The organism is Streptomyces sp. NBC_01465 (assembly GCF_036227325.1).
GTDB lineage: Bacteria > Actinomycetota > Actinomycetes > Streptomycetales > Streptomycetaceae > Streptomyces.
Genome location: NZ_CP109467.1, coordinates 1,871,788 through 1,892,581 on the forward strand (window position 1 = coordinate 1,871,788; position 20,794 = coordinate 1,892,581).

A 20,794-nucleotide genomic window follows, 5' to 3' on the forward strand; every position below is an offset into this window, starting at 1 on the left:
CGAGGATGCGCGAAACCTGCCCGGTTCACCGTTTGGAAGGAGCCTCTGCGATGCAGGGCGACACCGAGGTCATCGAGTTCCTCAACGAGCAGCTGACCGCCGAACTCACCGCCATCAACCAGTACTTCCTGCACGCGAAGATGCAGGAGAACTTCGGCTGGACGAAGCTCGCGGCGTACACCCGTTCCGAGTCGATCGACGAGATGAAGCACGCGGAGATCCTGACCGACCGGATCCTCTTCCTGGACGGTCTGCCGAACTACCAGCGGCTCTTCCACGTGCGCGTCGGCCAGACGGTCACCGAGATGTTCCAGGCGGACCGCCAGGTCGAGGTCGAGGCCATCGACCGCCTGAAGCGCGGCATCGAGGTCATGCGCGGCAAGGGTGACATCACGTCGGCCAACATCTTCGAGTCGATCCTCGCGGACGAGGAGCACCACATCGACTATCTCGACACCCAGCTGGAGCTGGTGGAGAAGCTCGGTGAGCCGCTCTACATCGCGCAGCTGATCGAGCAGCCGAGCGGGGCCTGAGAAGAGGCTAGGCGGCTTCGGGAAGCGCGGAGAGCCCGACAGGGTCCTGTTCGGCAACCAGCGCCGGTACGCCCTGGTCGATGAGCTCGCGCTGCGGACAGGCACCGCGGCCGAGCAGGGCCTGGATCCGTCGTACGCAGCCGCCGCAGTCGGTGCCGGCCTTGCAGGCGGAGGCTATCTGGCGCGGAGTGCAGGCACCGGCGTCCGCGTGGGCCTTGACCTGCTTCTCGGTGACGCCGAAGCACGAGCAGACGTACACGCGGTTCACCTCCCGACGGGATCGATAAGTAACGCCCGTCCCGATTGATCGGTGAGGCTAACCTAACCTTACCCGCCGCTCGAGGGTCGTAAAAGGGCCGTGGGGCACGGATCGATGTGATCCGTGCCCCACGGCCCTTCTGCGTGTGTCCCAGCTGTCTCTACTGGTCGCGGTACATCTCGGCGACCAGGAACGCCAGGTCCAGGGACTGGCTGCGGTTCAGGCGCGGGTCGCAGGCCGTCTCGTAGCGCTGGTGCAGGTCGTCGACGAAGATCTCGTCGCCGCCGCCCACGCACTCGGTGACGTCGTCACCGGTGAGCTCGACGTGGATGCCGCCGGGGTGCGTGCCCAGGCCCTTGTGGACCTCGAAGAAGCCCTTGACCTCGTCGAGCACGTCGTCGAAGCGGCGGGTCTTGTGGCCCGAAGCCGCCTCGAAGGTGTTGCCGTGCATCGGGTCGGTCACCCAGACGACCTGGGCGCCGGAGGCGGTGACCTTCTCGACCAGGTTCGGCAGCTTGTCGCGAACCTTGTCGGCGCCCATGCGGACGATGAAGGTCAGCCGGCCGGGCTCGCGGTCGGGGTCGAGGCGCTCGATGTACGTGAGCGCGTCCTCCGGGGTGGTCGTCGGGCCGAGCTTCACACCGATCGGGTTGCTGATCCGCGACGCGAACTCGATGTGCGCGTGGTCCAGCTGCCGGGTGCGCTCGCCGACCCAGACCATGTGGCCCGAGGTGTCGTACAGCTTGCCCGTACGGGAATCGATGCGGGTCAGCGCCGACTCGTAGTCGAGGAGCAGCGCCTCGTGCGACGCGTAGAACTCGACCGCCTTGAACTCGGCCGGGTCGGTGCCGCACGCCTTCATGAAGTTCAGCGCGTTGTCGATCTCGCGGGCGAGCTGCTCGTAGCGCTGGCCGGAGGGCGACGACTTCACGAAGTCCTGGTTCCAGGCGTGCACCTGGCGCAGGTCGGCGTAGCCGCCGGTGGTGAAGGCGCGGACCAGGTTGAGCGTCGAGGCGGACGCGTTGTACATCCGCTTGAGGCGCTCGGGGTCCGGGATACGGGACTTCTCGTCGAAGGCGAAGCCGTTGACGGAGTCACCGCGGTACGTGGGCAGGGTGACGCCGTCGCGGGTCTCGGTGCCCTTGGAGCGCGGCTTGGAGTACTGCCCGGCGATGCGGCCGACCTTGACCACCGGCACGGAGGCCGCGTAGGTGAGGACGGCGCTCATCTGGAGCAGGGTCTTGAGCTTGGCACGGATGTGATCTGCGGATACGGCGTCGAAGGCCTCGGCACAGTCGCCGCCCTGCAGCAGGAACGCCTCGCCCTTGGCGACGGCTCCCAGTCGGGCACGCAGCTGGTCGCACTCGCCTGCGAAGACGAGCGGCGGATACGACTCGAGGTCCGCGATCACATCGCGCAGAGCCTCGGCATCGGGGTACTCGGGCTGCTGCGCCGCGGGAAGGTCTCGCCAGGTGTTTACGTTCACGGTCACGCGCTCCACATTACGGGGTCGCGTCCACTCCTTTTTGCACCGCTCAATGACTGAGACGGCGTCCACTTCATCCCGAAACTGCTATATTCGCGCAGTTTCTGAAGTGATCCGAGCGATCGTTGGGGTGGAAGTTGAACCGTAGGCACCGCCATAACCGCACGAACAAGCTGCTGTTGTCCGCCATCGCCGCCGCCCTCGTGGCCGGTTCCACCGGTACGACAGCGTTCGCCACGCCCGACGCGTCCCTGCAGTCGCAGTTCGCGGAGGCCGCCCGGAAGTACCGCGTACCGCAGAGCGTGCTCATGGCGGTCTCGTACCGGCAGACGCTCTGGGAGACCCACGGCGGACAGCCGAGCACCACCGGTGCGTACAACGTCATGGGCCTGACCCGGGTACGGCCGCAGGACATGGAACAACCGAGCGCCGTGGAGCGGCTCGCGGGCTTCGACCGGAGCGGCGATCCGGCCGTCGTGAAGAGGTCCGGCGCCGGGCACGCGCCCGGGAGCGGCCGGGCGGACGTCGACACGGACGATCCGCGGCTGCACACGCTGGAGCGGGCCGCCCGGCTGATCGGCGCTCCGGCGGACTCGCTGCAGAGGGACTCCGCCACGAGCATCCGGGCGGGGGCCGCCCTGCTCGCCGCGTACCAGCGGGAGGCCGGCGGCGCGCTGCCGAAGGACCCGGGCGGCTGGTACCCCGCCGTCGCCCGCTACAGCCAGTCGTCCGACGGCGCCGGCTCCCAGCTCTTCGCGTCGCGCGTCTTCGACTCGATCCGGTCCGGCGAGAGCCGGACCACCGCGGACGGCGAGCGCGTGGTCCTCCCCGCCGACCCCTCGGTGACCCCGGTCGTGGCCGCCACCTCGTACGCGCGCACCACGGCGACCCCGAAGCCCGAGTGCCCGGCCGCCCTGCGCTGCACCTTCGTCCCGGCCGGTTACGCCGCCAACTCGGCCCCCGACGACTACGGGGACTACAACGTCGCCAACCGCCCGGCGGGCGGCGAGGACATCCGCCAGATCGTCATCCACGACACCGAGGGCGGCTACGAGGGCTCCCTCGAACACTTCAAGAACCCGGCCGTCTACGCGTCCACCCACTATCTGATCCGCGCCTCCGACGGCCTGGTCACCCAGATGGTGCGGACGAAGGACGAGGCCTGGCACGCGGCCAACAAGACCGTGAACATGCACTCCATCGGCATCGAGCACGAGGGCTACGCCATCAAGGCGGGCAGCTGGTACACCGAGCCGCAGTACGAGTCCTCGGCCGCCCTGGTGAAGTACCTGGCCGCCCGCTTCTCCGTCCCCCTGGACCGCGAGCACATCATCGGCCACGACGAGGTGCCCGGCGTCCTGGACGGCAGCGTCGCCTCCCAGCACTGGGACCCGGGCCCCTTCTGGGACTGGAACCACTACATGTCCCTGCTCGGCGCCCCCGTCCGGGCCACGTCCAAGGGCGGACCGCCGAAGGCGGGCCAACTGGTCCGCTACGCACCGCCGTTCACCCGCGCCAACCGCCCGAAGCTGACCAACGACGGCGCGCCGGTCGCCGCCCAGCCCGCCAACTTCGGCTACCTCTACACCGCGCCCTCGACCGGCGCGCCCGTCGTCACGGACCCGTACCTCGGCTCGCCGCTCTGGAGCGACGGCGCGAACTGGGCCGACAAGATCGTCGCCGGTGGCGCCTACGTCGTGGCCGAGTCGCGGCCCGGCTGGACCGCCGTCTGGTACGGCGGCCACAAGGCCTGGTTCGCCAACCCCGGCGGCCGGTTCACCGTCCCCGTGAGCACGAGGTCCGTCACCGCGAAAGCGGGCGCGAAGTCGGTCCCGGTCTACGGACGCGCCTACCCGGAGAAGGCCGCGTACGCCGGCACGAAGGTCAAGGTCCAGGACAGCAACGACGCCTCGCTGACGAAGTACGCGGTCCCGGCCGGCCAGCGGTACGCCCTCGCCGGTGCGGCCGTGACCGGCGACTACTACTACGGCGGCACGGTCGACGGAAAGGGCCCCGGCTCCCGCACCCTCGTCAAGGGAAAGACCACGTTCTACCCCATCCGTTACAACCACCGGATCGCGTGGGTCCGGGTGTCCGACGTCCGGCCGGTGCGCTAGGGTCGGGCCCATGTTCACGCAGACGAACCAGAACTGGTGGTGGCCCGCTCATCCGGCGGCCCACTGACTGCGCGTACTCAACTTCGCGAAGGCCGCCCGACGAGGGCGGCCTTTTCGCATTCCCGCGGGCCGTTCCTCTCCACTCCGTCACCCGGAAGGAACCGCCCCCATGATCGTCCAGAAGCTCCTCGGCGCCGATTGCCCGCCCTTCGCCCTGCTGCGCCGCCGCACCCCGGGCCGCGACCACGACACCGTGGAGCTGCTGATCGGCGATGTCCACGAGGTCGAGCACCTCGCGGAGATCCCGGACCGCGCGCTCGCCCTCGTACCGTTCCGCCAGATCCGCGAGCGCGGTTTTGACGTGCGCGACGACGGGACGCCGCTGTCCGTGCTGGTCCCGCGGGAGACGTACGAACTGCCCCTCGACGAGGTGCTCGCCGAGCTGCCCGCGCACGACGTGCGGGTCGAGGGCGGCGCCTTCGACGTCGACGACGAGGAGTACGAGGGGATCGTCCGCCGGGTCGTCGAGGACGAGATCGGCCGGGGCGAGGGCGCCAACTTCGTCATCAGGCGTACGTACACCGGGGAGATCCCCGGCTTCGGCAGAGCCGATGCGCTCGCGCTCTTCCGGCGACTGCTGACCGGCGAGCAGGGCGCGTACTGGACCTTCGTCGTGCACACCGGCAATCAGAAAGGGACCGAAGGGACTTCCTTGGAAGGGCGGCGGCGGGAGACGGGAGGGCGGACGCTGGTCGGCGCCAGCCCCGAGGTGCATGTGCGGATGTCCGGCGGGACGGTCGTCATGAACCCCATCAGCGGCACCTTCCGCTACCCGCCCGAGGGGCCGACCGCCGAGGCGCTGCTGGACTTCCTGGGCGACCGCAAGGAGACCGAGGAGCTCTCCATGGTGGTCGACGAGGAGCTCAAGATGATGTGCACGGTGGGCGACATGGGCGGGGTGGTGATCGGGCCGCGGCTCAAGGAGATGTCCCATCTCGCGCACACCGAGTACGAGTTGAGGGGGCGCAGCTCGCTCGATGTGCGCGAGGTGCTGAAGGAGACGATGTTCGCGGCGACCGTCACGGGGTCGCCGGTGCAGAACGCCTGCCGGGTCATCGAGCGCCATGAAGTGGGCGGGCGCGGCTACTACGCGGGCGCGCTGGCGCTGATCGGGCGGGACGCGGGCGGCGCGCAGACCCTGGATTCGCCGATCCTCATCCGTACCGCCGACATCTCCGCCGAGGGCCGGCTGCGCGTCCCGGTCGGGGCGACGCTCGTACGGCACTCGGACCCGGCGGGCGAGGTCGCCGAGACGCACGCGAAGGCGGCCGGTGTGCTGGCCGCGCTGGGGGTACGGCCCGGGCGCCCCGCCGGGGAGGCGGAGCGGCCGCGGCTGGCCGACGACCCCCGGGTGCGGGCGGCGCTGGACGCCCGGCGGGCGGACCTGGCCCCGTTCTGGCTGCGGATGCAGGAGGCGGCGGCCGAGCTGACCGGGCATGCGCTGGTGGTGGACGCGGAGGACACCTTCACCTCGATGCTGGCGCATCTGCTGCGCGGCTCGGGCCTGGAGGTGACCGTACGGCGCTACGACGAGCCCGGGCTGCGGGATGCCGTGCTCGCCCACGAGGGACCCGTGGTGCTCGGTCCGGGACCGGGCGACCCGGCGGACGCGGCCGACCCCAAGATGCGTTACCTGCGGGAGCTGGCGGCCGATCTGCTCCGGGAGCACCGGGGCGGGCTGCTCGGGGTCTGCCTCGGCCATGAGCTGATCGCTGCGGAGCTGGGTCTGGAGATCGTACGGAAGGACGCGCCGCAGCAGGGTGCGCAGGAGCTGATCGACTTCTTCGGGCGGCCGGAGACGGTCGGCTTCTACAACTCCTTCACGGCGCGCTGCGACGAGCAGACCGAGGCCGAACTCGCCCTGCACCGCGTGGAGTTGAGCCGATACCCGTCGAGCGGCGACATCCACGCACTGCGCGGCCCCGGCTTCGCGGGGGTGCAGTTCCACCCGGAGTCGGTGCTGACGCTCGACGGGGCGGCGATCACGGCGACGCTGCTGGCCGGGGTGCTGGTCTAGGAGGCCTCGGGCGCGGCGGGGACGAGGACGTTCTCGCTGCGCCGGCCGGCCGCGAAGTCCTCGACGTTCTGGACGGTCGCGTCGATGATCTGGCCCACCGCGTCCACCGTGTAGTAGGCCTGGTGCGAGGTGACCAGGACGTTCGGGAAGGTGACGAGGCGGGCGAGGGTGTCGTCCTCGACGACCTCCAGGGACTTGTCGAGGAAGAAGAGCCCGGCCTCGGCCTCGTACACGTCGAGCCCCACCCCGGCGAAGCGGCCCTGGCGCAGCTCGTGGACCAGCGCCTCGGTGTCGACGAGTCCGCCGCGGCTGGAGTTGACCAGGATCACGTCGTCCTTCATCGACCGCAGGGCGGCGGAGTCGATGATGTGGTGGGTCGAGGGGAGCAGCGGGACGTGCAGGCTGATCACGTCGGACTCGACGAAGAGCTGGTCCTTCTCGACGTACCGCATGCCCAGCTCCACACAGGCCGGGTTCTCGGCGACGTCCCAGCCGAGCAGGTTCATGCCGAAGCCGTGGGCGATTCGGGTGAACGCCTCGCCGATCTTGCCGGTGCCGAGCACGCCGACCGTGCGGCCGCGCATGTCGCGGCCCATCAGCCCGTCGAGCCGGAAGTCGAAGTCACGGGTGCGGGCCGAGGCGCGGACGATACGGCGGTTGACCGCCATGGCGAGGGTCCAGGCGAATTCGGCGACCGAGTACGGCGAGTAGTACGAGACCCGGGCGACGGTGAGGCCGAGCTCCTTCGCGACGTCGAGGTCGATGTTGTTGAAGCCCGTGGAGCGCTGGGCGATCAGCTTGGTGCCGCCGGACGCCAGGATGCGCAGCACCCGGGCGTCCAGGACGCCGTTGACGCTGGAGCTGACGACCTGGTGTCCGGCGGCGAGCGGTGCGGTGTCCTCGGTGAGGAAGGTGTCCAGGCAGTGGATCGGGAAGCGGCCTTCGAAGGCCGCTTCGATCAGCGGCTTCTCATCGGCCTGCACACCGAATGCAATGATTTCCACAGCTGACTCCCGGAACGTACGACTATGGGCCGGATATCGCGAATATACGGCCCACAGCCCGGGCCCGCTCAGCCGGAGAACCCCTACCCGAAGAAGACGCTCACCTCGCTGTACAGGGCGGGGTCGACGGTCTTGAGACGCGCCGTCGCCTCCGCGATGGGGACGCGCACGATGTCCGTACCGCGCAGGGCGACCATGCGTCCGAAGTCCCCGTCGCGCACCGCATCGATGGCGTGGAGCCCGAAGCGGGTCGCCAGCCAGCGGTCGAAGGCGCTGGGGGTGCCGCCGCGCTGGACATGGCCGAGGACGGTGGTGCGGGCCTCCTTGCCGGTGCGCTTCTCGATCTCCTTCGCCAGCCATTCACCGACGCCGGAGAGACGGACGTGCCCGAAGGAGTCGAGCGTGCCGTCCTTGAGGACCGCGTCGCCGTCCTTGGGCATGGCGCCCTCGGCGACCACGACGATCGGTGCGTACGAGGCCTTGAAGCGGCTGGTGACCCAGGCGCAGACCTGGTCGAGGTCGAAGCGCTGCTCGGGGATGAGGATGACGTTGGCGCCGCCCGCGAGGCCGGAGTGGAGGGCGATCCAGCCGGCGTGCCGGCCCATGACCTCGACGACCAGGACGCGCATATGGGACTCGGCGGTGGTGTGGAGGCGGTCTATCGCCTCGGTGGCGATGCCGACGGCGGTGTCGAAGCCGAAGGTGTAGTCGGTGCCGGAGAGGTCGTTGTCGATGGTCTTGGGGACGCCGACGCAGGGGATGCCGTACTCGTCGTTCAGCCGGGCGGCGACCCCCAGGGTGTCCTCGCCGCCGATCACGATGAGCGCGTCGACCTCGTACTTGCTGAGGTTCTCCTTGACCCGGCGGATGCCGTTCTCCGCCTTGAGGGGGTTGGTGCGCGAGGATCCGAGGATGGTGCCGCCGCGCGGCAGGATGCCGCGCACCGCCGGGATGTCGAGCCGGACGGTGGCGCCTTCCAGGGGGCCTCGCCAGCCGTCCTTGAACCCGGTGAAGTCGTAGCCGTACTCCTGCACGCCCTTGCGGACGATGCCTCGGATGACCGCGTTGAGACCGGGGCAGTCGCCGCCTCCGGTCAGGACTCCGACCCGCATGGAACCACGTCCCTTCACAGTGGAAGATGTCGTGCTTCCCAAGCTACGGGTGAGGTGACCCACGTCACTAGGCGTCGTCCAGGCCTCGCTCTATCGCATACCGAACAAGCTCCACTCTGTTGTGCAGTTGGAGCTTTCCGAGGGTGTTCTGCACATGGTTCTGGACGGTGCGGTGGGAGATGACGAGGCGCTCGGCGATCTGCTTGTAGCTCAGCCCCTTCGCGACGAGGCGCAGCACCTCGGTCTCGCGGTCGGTGAGCTGCGGAGCCTTGGGTTCGTCGGCGGTCACGGGCGCCGGGTCGGACGCGAGGCGGCGGTACTCGCCGAGCACCAGACCCGCGAGGCCGGGCGTGAACACCGGGTCGCCGACGGCGGTCCTGCGCACCGCGTCCGTCAGCTCCGCCGTGCTGGCCGACTTCAGCAGATAGCCCGTGGCCCCGGACTTCACCGCTTCCAGTACGTCGGCGTGCTCACCGCTCGCCGAGAGCACCAGCACCCGCAGGGACGGGTCCGCGCCCACGAGCTCCTTGCAGACCTGTACGCCCGGCATCCCGGGCAGATTGAGGTCGAGGACCAGGACGTCGGGCGCGACGGCCCGGGCTCTGCGCACCGCCTGCGGTCCGTCGCCCGCCGTCGCGACCACCTCGAAGCCCTCGGCGGCCAGGTCGCGGGCGACCGCGTCCCGCCACATCGGGTGGTCGTCGACGACCATCACCTTGATCGTCTGCTGCTCGGTCATTTCCCTCGTCCTGCCTTCCCCCGTGGAACCTTCAGTTCTACTTCCGTGCCCTGCCCCGGGATCGAGATCAGTTCGGCGCTGCCGCCCAGATCCCGCAGCCTCCCGCGGATCGACTGGGCCACGCCGAGCCGCCCCTCGCCCTCGGCCACCGCGAGCCGCCCCTCCGGGATGCCCGGGCCGTCGTCCCGTACGGTCACGATCACCTCGTCCGGTTCGTCCTCGACCAGGATCCAGGCCTGGGCGTCGTCTCCTGCGTGCCTGCGGACATTGTCCAGGGCGGCACTGACAGCGGACGCCAGCTCCGTCGCGGCGGCCGCGGGGAGCATCACCGGGGCGCCCGGATCGGAGAGCGTGATGCGCGATCCGGCGTGCGGGGCGAGCAGCGTACGGACGTCGCAGGGGCCGCCCGCGCCGGCCGGCTCACCTCCGCCGTACTCCTCGCGCGGGGGCCCGCCCTGCACGGGCAGGAGCCCGCTGGAGACCAGGGTCCGCAGGGCGACCTCCTGCTCCCCCGCCATCCGGCCCAGCTCCGCCGCCTCGCCGCCCAGCGCGTTCCCGCGGCGCTGCACCATGGCGAGCACCTGCAGGACGCTGTCGTGGATGCCCCGGGCGAGGCGCTCGCGCTCACGCGTCGCCGCCTCGATCTCCAGGGCGCGGGCGAGGGTGCGCTCGGAGGCGCGGGCGACCTCGACGATGTAGCCGATGGCGATGGAGGCGATCCACACCAGCAGGATGTTGTGCAGGGTGTCCTGGGTGGGCCGGCCGCGCTCGACGATATTGGCGACGGCGACCAGCGAGGAGGCGAATCCCGCCCACCGCCAGCCGCCCTTGATGGCGAAGGCGATGACGGAGCCGGCGGTCCATATCGACGGGATGGTCGGGCCGCCCGCCACGATCCGGGAGTGGGCGTCGGCGACCGGGGTCAGCAGGATGCCGACGAGGGCGATGGTCAGGTCCGCGGTGAGGAAGCGCTTGGTGCAGCTGGCGGCGTTGGCGACCCTGGGGAGCGTGGCCAGGGTCCAGACGGCGAGCACGGCGAGATAGCCGACGGCGACCCAGGGGCGTACGAACTTCTCCCAGGCCGAGCCGAACAGCAGGATCGCGTAGACCATGGTCAGGACGCGGTAGCCCGTCAGGGCACGCCACAGCGGCTGCTCGACCGACATCCGTATGACGCGGCCGGGCTTGTCGGGCTTCTTTCGCTTGGCCATCTCCCCCACCCCCATGGGCTGTTGCCCTTAACTCTTCTCGGCCTTCTCGGCCTTCTCCGCCTTCGCCGCGTCCGCGATCTGGCGCTTGGCCGCGGTCGCGTAGATGTCGACGTACTCCTGGCCCGAGAGCTTCATGATTTCGTACATGACCTCGTCGGTCACCGAACGCAGGATGAAGCGGTCGCCCTCCATGCCGTGGTACCGGCTGAAGTCGAGCGGCTTGCCGATCCTGATGCCCGGCCTCATCAGCTTCGGCATCACCTGGCCGGGCGGCTGGATCTTCTCCGTGTCGATCATCGCGACCGGGATGACGGGCGCGCCCGTGGCCAGTGCCACGCGCGCCAGGCCGCCGGGCTTGCCGCGGTAGAGGCGTCCGTCCGGCGAACGCGTGCCCTCCGGGTAGATGCCGAAGAGCCCGCCGCCCTCGATGACGTCGATACCGGCCTTGATCGCCGCCTCGCCCGCGCCGCGGGCGCCCGAGCGGTCCACCGGCAGCTGTCCGACACCCTTGAAGAAAGCCGCGGTGAGCTTGCCCTTCACACCGGGCGAGGTGAAGTACTCCGCCTTGGCGATGAACGTCACCTTGCGGTCCAGGACCGCGGGCAGGAAGAAGGAGTCCGAGAACGACAGGTGGTTGCTCGCCAGGATCGCCGGCCCCTCGGCGGGGATGTTCTCGATCCCCTCCACCCATGGCCTGAAGGCAAGCTTGAGGGATCCCCCGATGGAGAACTTCATCGCGCCGTAGATCAACTCGGGTTCCTCCTGTATACGCCCGTGCCGACCCTATCCCGTGCGCCGCCTGCGCTCTCTTTCTGAAGCTCGCGACGGCTCTGGTCGGTGTCAGTCCGGTCGCGTACGGTGAGTAGACCTTGTCGATCCCACATGCAGGAGGCCCTGGTGCCGGTCCTTCCTGGAGCCGAGCCGTACCGCCACGAGGGCGGCGAGGTCGGCGTCCTCCTCTGTCACGGTTTCACCGGTTCCCCGCAGTCGCTGCGCCCCTGGGCGGAGTATCTGGCGGAGCGCGGCCTGACCGTCTCGCTGCCGCTGCTCCCCGGGCACGGCACGCGCTGGCAGGACATGCAGCTCACGGGCTGGCAGGACTGGTACGCGGAGGTGGACCGCGAGCTGCGCGCCCTGCTGGAGCGGTGCACCACGGTCTTCGTCTTCGGTCTCTCCATGGGCGGCACGCTGACGCTGCGGCTCGCCGCCAAGCACGGGGACGCGGTCGCCGGCCTGGTCCTGGTCAACCCGGCGAACAAAGTGCACGGTCTGGCGGCCTACGCCCTGCCGGTGGCCCGGCACCTGATCCGCGCGACGCCGGGCATCGCCAGCGACATCGCCCTCGAGGGCTCGGAGGAGGTCGGGTACGACAAGGTGCCGCTGCACGCGGCCCACTCGTTCCGCAACTTCTGCAAGCTGGTCGACCGTGACCTTCCGCAGGTCACGCAGCCTGTGGTGATCCTGCACAGCCCGCAGGACCATGTGGTGCCGCCTGCCGACACGGCGCGCATCCTGGGCCGTATCTCCTCGACCGACGTCGAGGAGGTCCTGCTGGAACAGAGCTACCACGTCGCGACGTTGGACCACGATGCGGAGCGGATTTTCGAGAAGAGTTACGCGTTCATCGGCCGCCTCGCTCCGAGTGTCGGGAAGAAGGGGAGCACCACAGGTGGCTGAGAACGACGCGGAGCGCGAGCCGCAGCCGATCGACGAGGAAGCGGCGTGGGCGGCGATTGTCGCGGGGTACGGCGAGGAGCCGACGGACCCCGCGGGCACCAAGCCGTTCAAATCGGTGGAGGACCTCGCCCTCCTGGAGGACGACGTCAACGAGACGCCCGAGGCCGCGCCGAAGCCGGACAAGCCCGAGAAGCCGGCGCTCGGCAGCTCGGTGGTCTTCGCCCCCGGGGTCGGCGGCCCGCGCGACTTCAGCGTGGCCGAGCCCAAGGACGACGACCTCGACGACAGCGACGAGGGCCACTTCGTCCCGCCGGACCCGGAGCTCCCCGAGGCCGACGTCACCGCCAAGTTCGCCTGGCTGGCCGTGGTCGGCGGCCCGGTGCTGCTGCTCCTGGCGGTGCTGCTCGGCTGGGAGATGACGTGGTGGCTGACGGTCCTGGGCGTCGGCGGCTTCCTCGGAGGCTTCGCGACGCTGGTGGCCCGTATGAAGCACGACGACGAGGACGGCGACGACCCGGGCCGCGGAGCGGTGGTCTAGGACGCGGGTACGCGCAACGCGGCGAGCACCGGAAGGTGGTCCGTCGCTGCGCGCAGGTCCGACTCCTCGATTCCCAACGGGACGCCGCAGCCCAGGACTTCGACGCCCGGTGTCGTGAACACCGCGTCGATCCGCTGCCGCGCGCCCGCCGCCGGAGACGTCTGTTCGCCGCCCCACGGCTTCGCCGCCCAGCAGTCCTGCAGGCGCTCCGCCAGCCGACGGAAGCTGCGCCCGCCAGGACCCTCGTTGAGGTCGCCGCCCGCGATCGCGTACGGGACGTCCAGCGCGTCGAGGCGGTCGAGCAGCAGCCCGGCCTGGGTGTACCGCTCCTCACTCTGCAGGCTCAGGTGGCAGCTGAGCACCCCGATCCGGACGCCCCCGATGCGTACGACAGCGGTCGCGAAACCCCGCTGGTGCAGTCCGGGCGTACGCGGCAGGAGTACGTCCTCCGTGCGCTCCACCGTGGCCCGCAGCGAGCACAGCAGCAGCGGCCCGGAGGCGGTCGCCCCGCCGCCGAGCACCACCAGGTCGGTCTGCGACGCGAGCCAGGCCGCCCGTTTCCGCCAGCGGAAGAAGCGCGGCGCCTCCTGGATCAGGACCAGATCGGGCTCGCAGGCCCGGATCACCCGCACCAGCGCCTCGCGGTCGTCGCGCATCGAGCGGATGTTGTAGCTGAGCACCCGGATCACGGCCGAACCGTCCGGTTCGGTACGGGAGTTGGGCAGCGCGGTGATCGACATGGGCGCCACGATACGACGCTGCCCGCCGGGTTCCCCAGGGGGCACGGCGGGCAGCGTCGAATGCACCGGTGAACGGGCAGGGCTCACATGACGGGGTCGGGCTCCCGCGCCAGGTCGGCCGCTCCGACCAGTCCGGCCTTGTTGCCGAGCTGGGCGGCGATCACGTCGGCCACCGGGCGCCAGTTGCCGCCCACCAGCCAGCGCTTGTACGACTTGCGGATCGGGTCGAGGACGAGCTCGCCCTCGTCCGAGAGCCCGCCGCCGACGATGAACGCCGACGGGTCGAACAGCGAGGCCAGGTCGGCAAGACCGGCACCGGCCCAGCGCGCCAGCTCGCGGTACGAGTCGACGGCCACGGCGTCACCCTGCCGGGCGGCCATCGAGATGTGCTTGCCCTCGATGCCGTCGGGCGTGCCGTCGCCCAGCGACAGCAGGTACTCGGCGTGCTCCGGGGTGGCGTTGGCGCGCTGCATCGCGTACCGGACGAGCGCCCGGCCCGAGGCGTACTGCTCCCAGCAGCCCTGCGAGCCGCAGCCGCACAGCAGACCGTCCGGGACCATCCGGATGTGGCCGAACTCGGCGGCGACGCCGAAGTGCCCCCGGCGCAGCTTGTTGCCGATGATGATGCCGCCGCCCAGACCCGTGCCGAGCGTGATGCAGATGACGTTGCGGTGGCCCTTGCCCGCGCCGAACTTGTACTCGCCCCAGGCGGCCGCGTTCGCGTCGTTCTCGACGACGACCGGCAGGCCGACGCGCTCCTCGACCTTGGCCTTCAGCGGCTCCTGCCGCCAGTCGATGTTGGGCGCGAAGTAGACCGTGGAGCGCTGCCGGTTGACGTAACCCGCGGCTCCGATGCCCACGCCGACGATGTCGTGGCCGGCCCGCGCGCCTTCCACGGCCGATGCGATCGCGTCCACGATGGACGGCGCCGTGCTGGGAGTCGGCACCTTGAATGTCGAGAGGATGTTGCCTTCCTCATCGACCACTCCGGCCGCGATCTTCGTGCCGCCGATATCGACGCCGATGGTGAGTCCCATTAGTCCCTCAGTTTTCGGTCGAGCCCCGCTACGGCCAACCGTACCCGAGGGCTGTCAGTCGAGGTCGATGTGCTCGGCTGCGCCGCCGTCCCCTTCGTCCTTCTTGGGCTCGTTCGTCCAGCGCTTCTCGTGGTTCTCGACCGCCGAGCGGTAGGCGGCGAGGAGTTCACTGCCGGCCGCGGCGAGGTGGTCGAAGACGTCGGGGTTGCGCTCGATGACGGGCTCGACCGCGGCCTTGGCCTGATTGAGCACCTGCTGAACGGCGCCCTGCGCGGCCATTCCGGGCAGCGAGGACTGGAAGGAAGTCACCTTGTCGGCGACGGCGTCGAGCAGTTTGCGCAGTTCTTCGGCGGCCGATCCGGGCGGCGTCCCGTACTGCGTACGACGCCGGGCCTTCTCGGCGGCGAGGTCTTCCGCGCACGCCTTCTCCCAGGCGTCCGAGTCGGTGGCGGGACGCTCGGTGTCTTCGCTCATGACGGACTCCTGCGGAGGTGTGCGGTTCGTACGTACGACGTTACCCGAATGGGCGTACGGCGTTCACCGTGTCTGCGGCCACAGAGCGGGATCCGGCGTGAACCGGATGCCCAGCACGCCGTCGTCGAGCCCCGCACCCGACACCGTGCAGCGGCGCAGCGCGGAGGGCAGCGGGACGATACGGCGGAACGGGCCGACGGTGAGCAGGAGTTCGTCCCCGCGCCGGACCAGGCCGAGTTCGTCCTTGGCGGCGCCCGGCAGCGGCAGCCGCCAGACGAGGACGCCGTCGTCCTCGGCGCGCCGGTCCTCGACCGACCAGCCGGGGCCCGCCGCGAGCGGTGCTTCCGGGCGGCCGAGCAGGTGCAGGTCGTCGGCGGAGCGCGGGTCGCGGCCGAGGTGCGGAAGCTCCTGTACGTCGCCGAAGTCGGCGTGCATCGCCTTCAGATGCTCCTGCTGCTGGGCGGCGAGCGCGGCCAGCCAGGGGTCGGCCGACTCGGTGGGCAGCAGCCGGTTGGCGGTGACCATGTCGAGGGTGTGGCCGTGCAGCGCGAGCCCGAGGCGGGCGCTGCGCAGGGCCTCGCCCGCGGTGGGTCCGGGCTCCGCGACGATCCGTACGACGGTGCCGGGGGCCTCTATGACGGCCTGGACGGCGGCCAGTTGGAGCTGCCAGCGCGCGGCGGTCTCGTACAGCCACTGGGCCGGCATCGGTACGCCGGCGAGCTGCGCCAGCATCGGCCGCAGCGCCCGGGCGGCCTGGCGCTCCGGCGGGACGAGGCGTCGCAGATAGCGGCGGAGCTGCTCGGGAAGGGCGAGTACGGCGAGGGCCTGCGGGGTCGGCGGCATGTCGACGACCACCAGGTCGCCGTCGCCGCCGGACGCCTCGAGGAGGGCGCTGAGCAGGGCGAACTGCTCGGCGCCCGGCAGTTCGGTGAGCTCGCCCTCGTCGAGCCGGTCCGCGCCGAGGAGATCGAGGGCGACGGCGGACCGCTCCTGCAGGGACATGAGTTCGCTGCGGAAGTGGGCGCCGGAGTCGATCCGCGAGACGGTGAGCCCCGGCTCCCCGAAGACGGGCGGCGCGCCGTCGGTGAGCAGCAGCACGCGCAGGCCGCTGCGGGCTGCCGCGAGCGCGGTGGCCGCGGCGACCGTCGTACGGCCCGCGCCGCCGGACCCGGTGACGAGAACCGTACGCATCAGGACATCAGGCCTTGGGCTCGGAGCCGGTCTCGGCCGCCGAGCCGCTTTCCACGCGCTTCTTCAGACCCGCCAGGGCGCGGTCGATGATGACCTTCTCCGCCTTGCGCTTGATCATGCCGAGCATCGGGATCTTGACGTCGACCGTCAGCTGGTACGTGACCTCCGTGGCGTCGCCCTTGGCCGCCAGCCGGTACGAACCGTCCAGCGAGCGGAGCATCTGCGACTTGACCAGCGTCCAGCCGACCTCGTTCTCGCCGGTCCAGGTGTACGCGAGGGTGTGGTCGTCCTTGATCGCCCCGGCGTCGAGCACCAGGCGCACCTTCTCGGCGCGGCCCTTGTCGTCGCTGGAAAGGACCTCGGCCTCCTTCACCTCGCCGGTCCACTCCGGGTAGCGGGCGAAGTCGGCGATCACTCCCATGACGTCGGCCGGTGCAGCCTCGATCGTGATGCTCGAGCTGGTGTGTTCAGCCATCGCGGTGGCGCCTCCAGTACGGGGTCCGGCAGGGGGGTGACGTATGTGCTGTGCAGGCTATCGCGTATGCACAGCTCACCACTCCAGTGCCCACGGGCGGCCGGACGAGGCGAAGTGGCCGACGTTCACGCATTCCGTGCGGCCGATGCGGACCCGCTGGGCGAGCGGCTGGTGGACGTGGCCGAAGAGCGCGTACCGCGGCTTGGTGCGCCGGATCGCCTCGAGCAGGGCCCGGCTGCCGCGCTCGAAGCGGCGCGCCACGGTGTCGTACACCAGCTCGGGAACCTCGGGCGGGATGTGCGTGCAGAGGACGTCGACCTCGCCGAGGGCTTCGATCTTGGCCGCGTACTCCTCGTCGCCGATCTCGAACGGGGTGCGCATCGGCGTCCGCAGGCCGCCGCCGACGAAGCCGAAGACCCGGCCGCCGATCTCCACGCGCTCGCCGTCGAGGACGGTGGTGCCCGGGCCCGCGTACTGGGGCCAGAGGGACGGGATGTCGACGTTGCCGTAGGTGGCGTACGTCGGAGTGGGGAGGGCCGCGAACATTTCGGCGTACTGCTTGCGTACGGCGCCCTCGATCGCGGCGTCCCGGTCTATTCCGGCCCAGAGCTCCCGCCCCAGGTCACGGGCCTCGTCGAACCGCCTGGCCGTGCGCAGCTCCACGATGCGGTCGGCGTTCTCGACGCCGAAGAGCTCGGGGAAGATGCCTCGCGAGTGATCCGCGTAGTCGAGGAAGAGAACCAGGTCACCGAGGCAGATCAGGGCGTCGGCACCGTCCCCCGCCCTCGCCAGGCCCTCGGTGTTGCCATGGACGTCACTGACCACATGCACGCGCATGCGATCACCCTAGGACTCCGCCCACTGACTGGATAGAGGGGGTCGGACCTGCGGTTACTTCCGAGTCCCGATATGGGTGGACTACTGTTCGCGAAGAACCTCCGATCCGTGTGACGCATGGAACATCTGGCCAGGACCCCCTATCCGGAACGCTTTACCCGCGGGTAACGTCCGGGCAGTCCATTAGCGGCGATGGCGCCCAGAGGAGCAGCAGTCTTGCGCGAGTTCAGCCTTCCGGCCCTGTACGAGGTCCCCTCGGACGGCAACCTGACGGATCTCATCCGCCGCAATGCCGCTCAGCATCCCGATGTGGCGGTGATGGGCCGCAAGGTGGCGGGTGCGTGGACGGATGTCACAGCCACCCAGTTCCTGGCCGAGGTCAGATCGGCGGCGAAGGGCCTCATCGCGGCGGGGATCCAGCCCGGCGACCGCGTCGCCCTCATGTCCCGTACCCGCTACGAGTGGGTCCAGCTGGACTTCGCGATCTGGAGCGCGGGCGCGATCACGGTGCCGGTGTACGAGACCAGCTCGCCCGAGCAGGTGCAGTGGATCCTCGGCGACTCCGGCTCGGTCGCGGTGATCGTGGAGTCGGACGCGCACGCGGCCGCGGTGGAGTCCGTACGGCACTCCCTGCCCGGCCTGCAGCACCTCTGGCAGATCGACAAGGGTGCCGTCGACCAGTTGCGCACCGCCGGCGCGGAGGTCCCGGACGCCGTCGTCGAGGAGCGCAGCTCCAGCGCGAAGGCCGACGACCCGGCCACGATCGTCTACACCTCGGGCACCACGGGACGTCCCAAGGGCTGTGTGCTGACGCACCGCAGCTTCTTCGCGGAGTGCGGCAACATCGTCGAGCGGCTCAAGCCCCTCTTCCGTACGGGCGAGTGCTCGGTCCTGCTCTTCCTGCCCGCGGCCCATGTCTTCGGCCGGCTGGTCGAGGTGGCCTCGGTGATGGCGCCGATCAAGATCGGCTGCGTCCCCGACATCAAGAACCTCACCGACGAACTGGCGTCCTTCCGCCCGACGTTGATCCTCGGCGTCCCGCGCGTCTTCGAGAAGGTCTACAACTCGGCGCGCGCCAAGGCCCAGGCCGACGGCAAGGGCAAGATCTTCGACAAGGCCGCGCACACCGCGATCGCCTACAGCCGCGCGCTCGGCACCCCCCAGGGTCCGTCCGTCGGCCTGAAGTTCAAGCACAAGGTCTTCGACCGGCTGGTCTTCTCCAAGCTGCGCGCGGTGCTCGGCGGCCGCGGCGAGTACGCGATCTCGGGCGGCGCCCCGCTCGGCGAGCGTCTCGGCCACTTCTACCGGGGCATCGGCTTCACGGTCCTGGAGGGGTACGGACTGACCGAGTCCTGTGCCGCCACCGCGTTCAACCCGTGGGACCGCCAGAAGATCGGCACGGTCGGCCAGCCGCTGCCGGGTTCGGTCGTCCGCATCGCCGACGACGGTGAAGTGCTGCTCCACGGCGAGCACTTGTTCAGCGGTTACTGGAACAACGAGGCGGCGACCGCCGAGGCCCTGGCCGACGGCTGGTTCCACACCGGTGACATCGGCACCCTCGACGAGGACGGCTACCTCGCGATCACCGGCCGCAAGAAGGAGATCATCGTGACGGCGGGCGGCAAGAACGTCGCCCCCGCGGTGATCGAGGACCGTATCCGGGCGCACGCCCTGGTCGCGGAGTGCATGGTCGTCGGCGACGGGCGGCCCTTCGTGGGCGCGCTGGTCACGCTGGACGACGAGTTCCTGGGCCGCTGGGCCGAGGAGCACGGCAAGCCGGCGTCCTCCACGGCGGCTTCGCTGCGCGACGACGCGGACCTCCTCGCCGAGGTGCAGCGGGCGGTGGACGACGGCAACGCGGCGGTCTCCAAGGCGGAGTCGGTGCGCAAGTTCCGTATCCTGCCTGCCCAGTTCACCGAGGAGGCGGGTCACATCACCCCGTCCCTGAAGCTCAAGCGGAACGTGGTGGCGAAGGACTTCGCGGACGAGATCGAGGCGATCTACCGCGGCTGAGGCCGCCGTACGCGAGCGAGGGGCGCCGGTCCGGTCAGGGACGGCGCCCCTCGCTCGTCAGCGTCACAGCAGGGCTTTGAGCTTCTCGGCGAGCAGGTCCCAGCGCCACTTCTCCTCGACCCAGGCACGCCCGCGCTCGCCCATCCGCCGCCGCAGCTCAGGGTCCTGGAGGAGCGCGGTGATCCGGTCGGCCGCGTCCTCGGGCGAGCCGCCGCGGACCACCCAGCCGGTCTCCCCGTCGAGTACGGCGTCCGGCGCACCGCCCGAATCGCCGCCGACCACCGGGATCCCGGTCGCGGACGCCTCCAGGTAGACGATGCCGAGCCCCTCGACGTCCAGTCCGCCCCTGCGCGTACGGCACGGCATCGCGAAGACGTCACCGGCGCCGTAATGCGCGGGCAGCTCCGCCCAGGGGACGGACCCGGTGAAGCGCACGGAGTCCGCGACGCGCGTCTCGGCGGCGAGCTTGCGCAGTTCCTTCTCGTACGGACCGCCGCCCACGATCAGCAGCACCGCGTCCGGCTCCTTCGCCAGGATCGCGGGCATCGCCAGGATCAGGGTGTCCTGGCCCTTGCGCGGCACGAGGCGCGAGACGCAGACGACCACCGGGCGGTCGCTCAGCCCGAGCCGGGCCCGCACCTCTGCGCCGCCCGAGCCGGGGTGGAAGGTCTTCTCGTCGACGCCGGGCGGCAGTTGGGCCATGCGGCCCGCAGCGTCGGGGGTGAGCGCGGCGGCGATCCGGGAGCGCGTGTACTCACCCAGATAGGTGATCGTGTCCGTGCCTTCGCCGATCCTGCGCAGCAGTTGGCGCGATGCGGGCAACTGCGCCCACCCCGCCTCGTGCCCGTGCGTGGTGGCGACGATCCGCTCGGCGCCCGCCTTGCGCAGGGCCGGGGTCATCAGCCCGAGCGGTGCGGCCGCCCCGAACCACACGGACCTGCAGCCGTGTTCACGCAGGAGCTCTGTCGCCCTTCGGGTGACGCGCGGGGTCGGCAGCAGCATCGTGGTGCGGTCGCGTACGACCGGATACGGCTGCTCGGCGTCGAAGGCCGCGGTCGCCTCGGCGCCTTCGTGGCCGCGCTTCCAGGTGGAGGCGTAGACGACGATCTGCTCGGGATCCAGCCGCAGCGCCATGTTGTGCAGGAACGCCTGGATCCCGCCCGGGCGCGGCGGGAAGTCATTGGTCACGATCAAGGTCTTGTGCATCGCCGCCGACAGTACCGGGCGGCCCTGCTTGATGGCTCGCGCACAGCGCGGCCCGGCATGATGACACC

At 70.4% G+C, this 20,794-nt stretch carries 20 protein-coding genes; 6 read left to right on the forward strand and 14 right to left on the reverse strand.

The window, feature by feature from the left end:
* Positions 1–50: 50 nt before the first annotated feature.
* Complete coding sequence (bfr, locus tag OG707_RS08605; RefSeq protein ID WP_329116075.1) at positions 51–533, forward strand: bacterioferritin; 483 nt, start codon at positions 51–53, stop codon at positions 531–533.
* A gap of 7 nt (positions 534–540) precedes the next feature.
* Here bfr and OG707_RS08610 read toward each other — a convergent pair whose 3' ends face one another.
* Together OG707_RS08610 and OG707_RS08615 are read right to left on the reverse strand one after the other, a co-directional pair.
* Positions 541–801: a (2Fe-2S)-binding protein gene (locus OG707_RS08610; protein WP_329116077.1), complete on the reverse strand. Its 261-nt coding sequence runs from the start codon at positions 799–801 to the stop codon at positions 541–543.
* Positions 802–952: 151 nt separating this feature from the next.
* Positions 953–2,293, reverse strand: coding sequence for a class II 3-deoxy-7-phosphoheptulonate synthase (locus tag OG707_RS08615; protein ID WP_443071290.1), 1,341 nt, complete (start codon positions 2,291–2,293; stop codon positions 953–955).
* Positions 2,294–2,457: 164 nt separating this feature from the next.
* Here OG707_RS08615 and OG707_RS08620 point away from each other — a divergent pair, with 164 nt between their 5' ends.
* Positions 2,458–4,395 (forward strand): N-acetylmuramoyl-L-alanine amidase, encoded by a 1,938-nt coding sequence (locus OG707_RS08620; protein ID WP_443071291.1) that lies wholly within the window; start codon positions 2,458–2,460, stop codon positions 4,393–4,395.
* A gap of 169 nt (positions 4,396–4,564) precedes the next feature.
* Positions 4,565–6,472 (forward strand): anthranilate synthase family protein, encoded by a 1,908-nt coding sequence (locus OG707_RS08625; RefSeq protein ID WP_329116081.1) that lies wholly within the window; start codon positions 4,565–4,567, stop codon positions 6,470–6,472.
* Here the strand turns inward: OG707_RS08625 and OG707_RS08630 are convergent.
* The 5 genes from OG707_RS08630 to OG707_RS08650 form a co-directional block, all read right to left on the reverse strand.
* On the reverse strand, positions 6,469–7,476 hold the full coding sequence (locus OG707_RS08630) for a 2-hydroxyacid dehydrogenase (RefSeq protein ID WP_329116083.1): 1,008 nt from the start codon (positions 7,474–7,476) through the stop codon (positions 6,469–6,471). The genes OG707_RS08625 and OG707_RS08630 overlap by 4 nt on opposite strands.
* Positions 7,477–7,559: 83 nt before the next feature.
* On the reverse strand, positions 7,560–8,588 hold the full coding sequence (locus OG707_RS08635; RefSeq protein WP_329116085.1) for a 6-phosphofructokinase: 1,029 nt from the start codon (positions 8,586–8,588) through the stop codon (positions 7,560–7,562).
* Between the two features lie 67 nt (positions 8,589–8,655).
* Positions 8,656–9,327, reverse strand: a complete 672-nt coding sequence (locus tag OG707_RS08640) for a response regulator transcription factor (RefSeq protein WP_329116087.1) — start codon at positions 9,325–9,327, stop codon at positions 8,656–8,658.
* Positions 9,324–10,538, reverse strand: a complete 1,215-nt coding sequence (macS, locus tag OG707_RS08645) for a MacS family sensor histidine kinase (RefSeq protein WP_329116090.1) — start codon at positions 10,536–10,538, stop codon at positions 9,324–9,326. The genes OG707_RS08640 and macS overlap by 4 nt, the downstream gene beginning before the upstream one ends.
* A 27-nt stretch (positions 10,539–10,565) precedes the next feature.
* Positions 10,566–11,288, reverse strand: a complete 723-nt coding sequence (locus tag OG707_RS08650) for a lysophospholipid acyltransferase family protein (RefSeq protein ID WP_329116092.1) — start codon at positions 11,286–11,288, stop codon at positions 10,566–10,568.
* Positions 11,289–11,435: 147 nt separating this feature from the next.
* Between OG707_RS08650 and OG707_RS08655 the strand changes: the two genes are divergently transcribed.
* Positions 11,436–12,215, forward strand: coding sequence for an alpha/beta hydrolase (locus OG707_RS08655; RefSeq protein ID WP_329116094.1), 780 nt, complete (start codon positions 11,436–11,438; stop codon positions 12,213–12,215).
* The gene (locus tag OG707_RS08660) at positions 12,208–12,753 is read left to right on the forward strand and encodes a hypothetical protein (protein WP_443071292.1); all 546 of its coding nucleotides are present in this window, start codon (positions 12,208–12,210) and stop codon (positions 12,751–12,753) included. Before OG707_RS08655 ends, OG707_RS08660 begins: the two co-directional genes overlap by 8 nt.
* Here OG707_RS08660 and OG707_RS08665 read toward each other — a convergent pair.
* From OG707_RS08665 to OG707_RS08690, 6 genes are all read right to left on the reverse strand, one after another.
* Positions 12,750–13,493, reverse strand: coding sequence for an endonuclease/exonuclease/phosphatase family protein (locus tag OG707_RS08665; RefSeq protein WP_329116098.1), 744 nt, complete (start codon positions 13,491–13,493; stop codon positions 12,750–12,752). The genes OG707_RS08660 and OG707_RS08665 overlap by 4 nt on opposite strands.
* An 83-nt stretch (positions 13,494–13,576) precedes the next feature.
* Positions 13,577–14,530 (reverse strand): ROK family glucokinase, encoded by a 954-nt coding sequence (locus tag OG707_RS08670; RefSeq protein ID WP_329116100.1) that lies wholly within the window; start codon positions 14,528–14,530, stop codon positions 13,577–13,579.
* A 54-nt stretch (positions 14,531–14,584) separates the two neighbouring features.
* Positions 14,585–15,004, reverse strand: a complete 420-nt coding sequence (locus tag OG707_RS08675) for a DUF5304 domain-containing protein (RefSeq protein WP_329116102.1) — start codon at positions 15,002–15,004, stop codon at positions 14,585–14,587.
* Positions 15,005–15,067: 63 nt separating this feature from the next.
* The gene (locus OG707_RS08680) at positions 15,068–16,195 is read right to left on the reverse strand and encodes an ArsA family ATPase (protein WP_329116104.1); all 1,128 of its coding nucleotides are present in this window, start codon (positions 16,193–16,195) and stop codon (positions 15,068–15,070) included.
* 7 nt (positions 16,196–16,202) lie between these two features.
* Positions 16,203–16,670 carry an SRPBCC family protein gene (locus OG707_RS08685; RefSeq protein ID WP_329116105.1) on the reverse strand — a complete coding sequence of 156 codons (468 nt, stop codon included), beginning with the start codon at positions 16,668–16,670 and terminating at the stop codon, positions 16,203–16,205.
* 75 nt (positions 16,671–16,745) lie between these two features.
* Positions 16,746–17,507 (reverse strand): metallophosphoesterase family protein, encoded by a 762-nt coding sequence (locus OG707_RS08690; protein WP_329116107.1) that lies wholly within the window; start codon positions 17,505–17,507, stop codon positions 16,746–16,748.
* 216 nt (positions 17,508–17,723) lie between these two features.
* Between OG707_RS08690 and OG707_RS08695 the strand changes: the two genes are divergently transcribed.
* Positions 17,724–19,520 (forward strand): AMP-dependent synthetase/ligase, encoded by a 1,797-nt coding sequence (locus OG707_RS08695; RefSeq protein ID WP_329116109.1) that lies wholly within the window; start codon positions 17,724–17,726, stop codon positions 19,518–19,520.
* 63 nt (positions 19,521–19,583) lie between these two features.
* Here OG707_RS08695 and OG707_RS08700 read toward each other — a convergent pair whose 3' ends face one another.
* Complete coding sequence (locus OG707_RS08700) at positions 19,584–20,726, reverse strand: glycosyltransferase family 4 protein (protein ID WP_329116111.1); 1,143 nt, start codon at positions 20,724–20,726, stop codon at positions 19,584–19,586.
* Positions 20,727–20,794 lie beyond the last annotated feature (68 nt).